Origin of the sequence: Streptomyces sp. NPDC001027 (genome assembly GCF_040299045.1) — a bacterium.
Classification (GTDB): Bacteria; Actinomycetota; Actinomycetes; order Streptomycetales; family Streptomycetaceae; genus Streptomyces.
Genome location: NZ_JBEPBI010000345.1, coordinates 1 through 6336 on the forward strand (window position 1 = coordinate 1; position 6336 = coordinate 6336).

8 protein-coding genes are annotated in these 6336 nt (G+C 71.3%); 3 read left to right on the plus strand and 5 right to left on the minus strand.

The genetic code is table 11. The features are described 5' to 3' along the window. The 3 genes from ABT300_RS40080 to ABT300_RS40090 all read right to left on the minus strand — a co-directional run. A partial coding sequence (locus ABT300_RS40080) for a 2'-5' RNA ligase family protein (RefSeq protein WP_351686938.1) occupies positions 1-448 on the minus strand: 448 nt, incomplete at its 3' end. 143 nt (positions 449-591) lie between these two features. Continuing rightward, positions 592-780, minus strand: a complete 189-nt coding sequence (locus ABT300_RS40085) for a hypothetical protein (protein WP_351686941.1) — start codon at positions 778-780, stop codon at positions 592-594. 150 nt (positions 781-930) lie between these two features. Beyond that, positions 931-2001, minus strand: coding sequence for a DMT family transporter (locus tag ABT300_RS40090; RefSeq protein ID WP_351686944.1), 1071 nt, complete (start codon positions 1999-2001; stop codon positions 931-933). A gap of 139 nt (positions 2002-2140) precedes the next feature. Here ABT300_RS40090 and ABT300_RS40095 point away from each other — a divergent pair, with 139 nt between their 5' ends. Both ABT300_RS40095 and ABT300_RS40100 read left to right on the plus strand, forming a co-directional pair. After that, entirely contained in the window at positions 2141-3115 is a 975-nt protein-coding gene (locus ABT300_RS40095; RefSeq protein ID WP_351686946.1) for a LysR family transcriptional regulator, read from the plus strand. A gap of 158 nt (positions 3116-3273) precedes the next feature. Further along, positions 3274-4509: a L,D-transpeptidase gene (locus ABT300_RS40100; RefSeq protein ID WP_351686949.1), complete on the plus strand. Its 1236-nt coding sequence runs from the start codon at positions 3274-3276 to the stop codon at positions 4507-4509. 22 nt (positions 4510-4531) lie between these two features. Here ABT300_RS40100 and ABT300_RS40105 read toward each other — a convergent pair whose 3' ends face one another. Further along, positions 4532-4999: a winged helix-turn-helix transcriptional regulator gene (locus ABT300_RS40105; protein WP_351686952.1), complete on the minus strand. Its 468-nt coding sequence runs from the start codon at positions 4997-4999 to the stop codon at positions 4532-4534. Positions 5000-5089: 90 nt separating this feature from the next. Here ABT300_RS40105 and ABT300_RS40110 point away from each other — a divergent pair, with 90 nt between their 5' ends. After that, entirely contained in the window at positions 5090-5584 is a 495-nt protein-coding gene (locus tag ABT300_RS40110) for a PaaI family thioesterase (RefSeq protein ID WP_351686955.1), read from the plus strand. A 41-nt stretch (positions 5585-5625) separates the two neighbouring features. On the opposite strand, the gene ABT300_RS40115 is transcribed toward ABT300_RS40110, so the two are convergent. Continuing rightward, positions 5626-6231 (minus strand): hypothetical protein, encoded by a 606-nt coding sequence (locus ABT300_RS40115; protein ID WP_351686959.1) that lies wholly within the window; start codon positions 6229-6231, stop codon positions 5626-5628. Positions 6232-6336: the final 105 nt, after the last annotated feature.

Sequence of the window (6336 nt, forward strand, 5' to 3'; positions counted from 1 at the left end):
GCAGCAGCTCGGGGATCCGCCGGCCGGCGAAGGCGCCGGCCCGCCGGGTCCTTCCGAGGGTGACGTGCGGGCTCCAGCGTCCGGGCTCGTGGAATGGGTTGAGGGCTTCGGTACCGCTGTCCGCGGAGACCGCCTCCCACACCCGTCGGTGCAGGCCGGCCAACGCACTGTCGAGGTCCAGCGCCCACGCCAGCACCGAGGTGGGCCGCTCGAAGCGCACCACACCGGTGAACCTCACCGCCAGCGGCAGAGCGGCCGCCACTTCGGCGAGCTCCCAGCGAATCGGAGCGGTCAACTCCTCGCACGAGGCCAGCGTGAGATGCGGGCTGTTGGTCGGAGAGCGGTGGCGCGCCTGGCTGGGCAGACCCGCATCCGCGAGCCGCCGCCACGCCTCCCGTACGGCCGCGTCCGCCGCCTCGTCCAGCAAAACCTCGACCGTGCGCACCATCGCAGCCTACCGGCGATCACCCGCGGTCCGCCGCGGACGGCGCCCAGGTCGACGGGCCGGACTGCGGCGCACCACCTGCGCTTCTCACGCCACGGATCGGGCGCGCGGCCCTGTCGCCTCGGCGTCGACCGGCCGCAGAGCGCTCAGTCGTCGCCACCGCTCTGCCGGGAGCGGGAACCCCGGCTCGCGCTGCGGGCCAGCTCGCTGCCGAGCAGCGTCGCCTTCGCGACGCCTCGCGCCCAGCGAGGGGCGTCCCCCCGGGCCTCCCAGTAGACGCAGACGCAGCCGCCGATGACGAGCAGAAGGGCGACCGACAGGATGAGCACGACCACGCTCTACTCTCCATTCGTGTGAGGGGCCCGCCATCGTCTCTGACGGGCCTCGACGCGGGCGGACCTACGACGCCCACGTTGACCGGTCATGAGACCGGTCAACGAGAAGACGCATCCGGCCGGCTCCTGGTTGCCCGGGCGCGACCGAGGTCATCGGACACGCCCCAAGACGGGTCGCCGCGCGTCGGCCGAGTGCCCCTCCGGGCCGGTCCGCGTCACTGTCGCCTCTCCGTCGACCGCCACTCCGTCGACGGTCTCTCCGTCCGCTGTCTCTCCGTCGGCCGCCTGTCCGTCAGTCGCCTCTCGGTCGGCCGTCTCCCCGTCGGTCGCCGCCGCGCCCTGCCTCCGCGTCATCCCCACTCCCGCCAGCACCACGATCATCCCCAGCACCACCCGTACGCTCAGGTCCTCGCCCAGGACGACGGCCCCCAGCAGTACGGACACGACCGGCAACAGATAGCCGACGACCGCGGCGTTGGTCGCACCCTCGTCGTTGATGATCCGGTAGGTGAGGTGGAAGGTCGCCGCCGTGCAGCAGACGCCGAGGACGACGGCCGCGATGAGGACCGTCGGGCCGAGCTCGATCGCGTCCAGGCCGCCGACGGGCGCCGCGAGGGAGCTCAGTCCGCTCGCGGCGACGAGCTGGGCGGCGGACAGCGAGATCGTGGGCGTTCCCCTGCGGACCAGGGTGCGGCCCATGTACGTGAACGCGACGGCGTAACTCGCGGCCGCGCCCAGGATGGCGAGGGCGCCCCAGCCGCCGGCCCCGGCCGTCTGCCAGGGGGCGAAGATGACGATCGTGCCGGTGAAGCCGAGCAGGAGACCCACCAGGCGTACGGGCCGCAGCCCGCGCTCGGAGCCGAGGGCCAGACCGAGGGCGATCGACCAGAGCGGGGTCGTCGCGTTCAGAACGCCCGCGAGCCCGGAGTCCACGGTCTGCTGCCCCAGACTGAACAGAGCGAACGGCAGGGCGTTGCAGAAGAACGCCGCGATCACGATGTGCCGCCAGACGGCGACGCCCCTGGGCAGTCGGCGCCCCGACACGCGGCAGGCGACGACGAGGACGACCGCGCCGAGGGTGCAGCGCGCGAACGTGACCTGCAACGGGGAGAGCCCGCGCAGCGCCAGCTCGGTCCACAGGAAGGTCGAGCCCCACAGCAGAGCGAGCACGGCGACACGCAGTCCGCCCCACAGGCTCCTCGCCCCACTGCCGTCGTTCATGCTGCCCCGCTTTCCGCTTGCCGCGTCCGGTGACCTGGTGGCTGTTTCTCGTACCGCCCTGGCCCTTTCCTATGAAGGTGCCGCAGCCGGGCTTTGAGGACAAGCAAATGGTTCTACCCATACTGTTAAGCTCAGCTACATGCTTGATGTGAGACGACTGCAGGTCCTGCGCGCGGTGGTCACCAGCGGCACGGTCACCGCCGCCGCGGCGCACCTGGGCTACACCCCGTCCGCCGTCAGCCAGCAGGTGGCGGCGCTGGAGAAACAGGCCGGCACCGCGCTGCTGGAGCGGGTCGGCCGCGGGGTCCGCCCCACGGCGGCCGGGCTCCTGCTCACCGAGCACGCCGCGCTGATCAGCGCGGCGGTCTCCCAGGCGGAGACCGCCCTCGCCGACCTGCGCGCAGGACGCACCGGCAGGCTGTCGGTCCGGTATTTCGCCACGGCCGGCTCGACGCTGGTGGCGCCCGCCCTGGCCAGACTGCGCGCCGAGCACCCCGGCGTCCGCGTCGACCTCGAACTGACCGACCCGCTGGACCCGTTGCAGGAGGTGGCGCGAGGCCGGGCCGACCTGGCGGTCGTGGTCCAGTCGCGGGACCGCGCGGGCAACGGCTTCCGCCTCGTCCCTCTCCTCGACGATCCGTACGCCGCCGTCCTGCCCAAGGGCCATCCGCTCGCGGGCAGGGACGTGGTCGACCTGCACGAACTGTCCGGCGAGCAGTGGGTCGGCAGCGAGCCCCCCGGCCCCTGCCTCGAACCCGTCGTCGACTCCTGCGCGGCGGCGGGCTTCAGCCCCGACTTCGTCATCCAGAGCGAGGACTACGCCACCGCCCAGGGCTTCGTCGCGGCAGGCCTCGGCGTCGCCCTGATGCCGCGGCTCGGGCTGCGCAACCGGCACCCCGGCGTCGTCGTACGGCCGGTCCGCAACCCGGAACCGGTCCGAGCGATCTCGGCGGCCGTCCGGGAGATCGCCCTCGAACAGCCCGCCCTGCGCGGCCTGTTGGACGCACTGCGGGACGCAGCCGTCACCGCGGACGCAGGGGACGCACTGGACGCACCCGCTGCAACGGACACCGAGGGAGCGCATGGGGTGCCGGGAGCCGAAACGACACCGTGACCGCTGCGTCGTGCAAGCATTCGGCGACGGGTGGCCTTCACCACAATTTACCCATTTATGGACATAGGTCGGTCTATAAGTAGTCTCAAGGCTGGTCGCGCCTCTGCGGTGATCAGCACAGAGATCCAGAGACCGTGCCATGGGAGTAGTGCTTGATCATGCTGAGGAAACGACGCACCGGACTGTTGGCTACGACCGGCGTGCTTGGCGGCGTACTCGCGGTCACGGCCCTCGGCGGTACGAGCATCGCTGCCACCGGCGCCGCCGATGCCGGGAACCACCCGACACCGTCGGCGCGGGCGAAGCAGGCGGACGCCGTGGAGGCTTCCGAGGCCCGAATAGTGATCACGCCCGGGGAGGGCGCCCACAACGTCGAGGTGAACGACCCGGTCGGTGTGACCGTCGACAAGGGCAAGCTCACCAAGGTGACCATGACGGCCGTCGCGACCGGGGCCGAGGTCCCGGGCACCGTGTCCGCGGACGGCTCCTCCTGGAAGCCGAACGGCGAACTGAAGCGTGCCACCGAGTACCAGATCGCCGCGGAGGCCAAGGACGCCAAGGGACGCTCGGCGAGCGGCAACGCCACGATCACCACGGTCTCCCCGGCCAACGACTTCATCGGGCACCTCTCCCCCGCGGACGGCTCGACCGTCGGCGTGGGCATGCCGGTGTCGGTCACCTTCGACAGGGCGGTCGGCGACAGGGCCGCCGTGCAGTCGGAGATCCAGGTCAGCTCCAGCAGCGGCCAGCAGGCCGTCGGTCACTGGTTCAGCGATCACCGCCTCGACTTCCGCCCCGAGACCTACTGGGAGCCCGGCTCCACCGTCACCGTCACGCTCACCCGCTACGGCGTCCAGAAGACGGTCACCTTCACGATCGGCCGGAGCCAGATCAGCACCGTGGACGCGAAGACCAAGCAGATGACCGTCGTCCGTAACGGCAAGACGATCAGAACCATCCCGGTCTCGTCAGGCAGCGCCAAGCACCCGACGTACAACGGTCAGATGGTGATCTCCGAGAAGTTCAGCCACATCCACATGAACGGTGCGAGCGTCGGCCTCAAGGAGAAGAACGGCAGGCCCTCGTACGACATCAAGGCCGTACCGCACGCCATGCGCCTGACCGACTCGGGCACGTTCATCCACGGCAACTACTGGGGCGGCGACTCGGTCTTCGGCAAGGTCAACACCAGCCACGGCTGCGTGGGCCTGAAGGACGTCAGGGGTGGCGGCACCGACCGACAGCCCGCCGCCTGGTTCTTCGACCACTCGATCATCGGTGACCTCGTGATCGTCAAGAACTCCAAGGACAAGATGATGCTGGCCCCGGGAAACGGTCTCAGCGACTGGAACATGCCGTGGAGCGAGTGGGTCGCGGGCAGCCCGACCGCCTGACACCACGCCGCGTCCGGGCCCGTCAGGCGAGGGGCAGCGCCGAGGGGCCCGGGCGGGTACGGGCCTCCGAAGGACTCAACGGGCCGTGGCCCTCCGCGCAGACGACCATCGCGCCCAGAGGCTCACCGCAGTCCGCATGGCGGACCTCCAGGGGCGGCCCTTCCGGGTCCGCCGTGTACTGGTCGCCCCACTGCTTGAGGGCGATCATCGCGGGCCACAGATCCCAGCCCTTGCGGGTGAGCCGGTACTCGTACCGGGTGCGGCGGCCCTGTTCGCGGTAGGCGACGGTCCGCAGGATCCCGGCCGCCACCAGCTTGCGCAGCCGGTCCGCCAGGACGGCCTCGGACAGTCCGACATGCCGCCGGAAGTCGTCGAAACGCCGGACGCCGTTCATCGCGTCCCGAATCAGCAGCAGCGACCACTTCTCGCCGATCAGGTCCAGAGTGCGATGGACCGTGCAGTTCTCCGCGCTCGTCTCCAGCCACCTCATGCGCCCATCCTAGGCTGGCTTCGTCATTGACAGCCAGAGGAGCGCACAGCTAACTTCACTTACAGAAGTCAGCGGGTTATGGGAGTGAGAATGCGCAGGTCGCGAACGTTCGAATGGTCGGACCCGGCAGCCTCGGCCGGAGCTGTCGGGGAGCACAGCGGCCTCGAATTCCTCCGCGAGATGCTGGCCGGCCGGCTGCCGGGACCGCCCATCGCCGCCGCCCTGGGCTTCAGCCTGGAGGAGGCCGAGCACGGCCGGGCGGTCTTCGTGCTGGAGCCCGGCGAAGAGCACTACAACCCGATCGGCAGCGTCCACGGCGGCGTCTTCGCCACGCTCCTCGACTCCGCAGCCGGCTGCGCCGTCCAGACCGTGCTGCCGCAGGGCACGGGCTACACCTCGCTCGACCTGAACGTGAAGTTCCTGCGCGCGATCACCAGGGACACGGGCAAGGTCCGCGCCATCGGCACCGTCCTCAACAGCGGCCGCCGTACCGCGCTCGCCCAGGCGGAGCTGCGCGACTCCGAGGACCGACTGCTGGCCCACGCCACCAGCAGCTGCATGCTGTTCCCGATCCCGCCCCGCTGACCGCCTCGCGCGGTGTGCGAGAAAGGGACCGTGGACGTAGGTCAGTCACCCGCGACACGCCGACCCCGGAGCACTGCGGTCCTGCTCACGAGCCAGGAGCCGAGCGCCGCGAGGAGGGCTGCCGCCAGCGCGTACACGGGCAGCCAGAGCGTCGTCGTGAAAGCCAGGCAGTCGTCGACGGCGCGCCGACTCTGGTCGTCCTGCGCGTACGCCAGCGCGGCGCCGTCGTGGCCGCCCAGGTGGCCGAGGTCGCCCAAGGCGGCCTGCGCCTGGAGCGCCGCGTAGCTGCCCAGGTGGGCGCACTCGGCGCGGGTGCCCGGCATGGGGAAGAACCAGGCCCACCGCTGCATGGCGGGCGCCACCGCGAGGGCCACGCACAGGCCGACGACCAGCGAGTAGGCGCTCAGGGCCCGCAGGTACTCCGACCTCGCGCCGGGCGTGGGGACCGGTGGGCGGGTGAAGGAGAGGATCACCGCGAGCAGGGTGACGCCCAGATAGGTGGAGAACCACTGCCACGAGCCGGAGGAGAGCGCGAAGGCGAGCACGCCGGCGAGGGCGGTGCCCAGCACCCCGGCCCGATTGCCGGCTCCCCGGTCCGCGCCGGTGGTCACGGAGCCCGGGGAGCCCGGGCGCCTGCGGTCGTCCATGATCTCTCCTGCCTGGCTCCGGGCCACCAGTCTCCGGGCCCGGTCACTTCGGGCTCGCCCACCATGCCGTCCCGCCCGCCCCGCTCGCCCGGTTGGCGGGCGGGG

What these genes read in the sequence shown, in the direction of transcription:
- ABT300_RS40090 (WP_351686944.1), bottom strand. Translation starts at nt 2,001, where the DNA reads ATGAACGACGGCAGTGGGGCGAGGAGCCTGTGGGGCGGACTGCGTGTC.
- ABT300_RS40095 (WP_351686946.1), top strand. Translation starts at nt 2,141, where the DNA reads ATGCTTGATGTGAGACGACTGCAGGTCCTGCGCGCGGTGGTCACCAGC.
- ABT300_RS40100 (WP_351686949.1), top strand. Translation starts at nt 3,274, where the DNA reads ATGCTGAGGAAACGACGCACCGGACTGTTGGCTACGACCGGCGTGCTT.
- ABT300_RS40105 (WP_351686952.1), bottom strand. Translation starts at nt 4,999, where the DNA reads ATGAGGTGGCTGGAGACGAGCGCGGAGAACTGCACGGTCCATCGCACT.
- ABT300_RS40110 (WP_351686955.1), top strand. Translation starts at nt 5,090, where the DNA reads ATGCGCAGGTCGCGAACGTTCGAATGGTCGGACCCGGCAGCCTCGGCC.
- ABT300_RS40115 (WP_351686959.1), bottom strand. Translation starts at nt 6,231, where the DNA reads ATGGACGACCGCAGGCGCCCGGGCTCCCCGGGCTCCGTGACCACCGGC.